This is a genomic window from Piscinibacter defluvii, assembly GCF_004011805.1.
Taxonomy (GTDB): Bacteria; Pseudomonadota; Gammaproteobacteria; order Burkholderiales; family Burkholderiaceae_C; genus Piscinibacter; species Piscinibacter defluvii.
In genome coordinates this window covers 1-509 of the sequence record NZ_RCHJ01000143.1, presented here as the reverse complement: position 1 = coordinate 509, position 509 = coordinate 1, and the positions used below count along the sequence as shown (strand labels likewise).

Annotated in this window: 1 protein-coding gene; it reads right to left on the bottom strand. The window is 62.7% G+C overall.

Annotated features, from left to right (window positions below):
* Positions 1-96: 96 nt before the first annotated feature.
* Entirely contained in the window at positions 97-468 is a 372-nt protein-coding gene (locus D9C15_RS33280) for a VOC family protein (protein ID WP_128003731.1), read from the bottom strand.
* Positions 469-509 lie beyond the last annotated feature (41 nt).

The window sequence follows — 509 nt, the reverse complement described above, 5'->3', positions numbered from 1 at the left end:
CGCCTCGCGGCCCAAGTGCCAAGCCGTGGAGGGTCGCCTCGAGTGAAGGGTTAGGCCTCGCTCGCCGAGCGCAGCTGGTGGGGAACCCTGCGGTCGCTAAGCTGACTTGTGGCACACAGCTTCGATGTTGTGGCCGTCGGGACCGATGACGAACGCCGCGTAGTAGTTCGGGTGGTATTGCGGGCGTAGACCAGGAGCGCCGTTGTCTTTGCCTACGGCAGCCAAAGCTGCGGCATAGAAGGCGTGAACTTGCTCGCGAGTTGCCGCCTGGAACGCTAGATGGAGGTGCGCAGGATTCGGCTCCGGCTGCAGGCGAATGCACAACGAGGTTGTCTCGTTGCCGCGGCAAAGCTCGAGACCAAGCGGGCCCTCATAGGCGATAGCCACGCCGAGCGGTTCGAGCACCTTGACGAAGAAGGCCTTGCTGGCCGCGTAGTCGCTGACTCCAAAGACAACGTGATCAAACATGGCTTGCGAGGGCCTGAGCGGTTTGCTCGAGGCCTAACGTT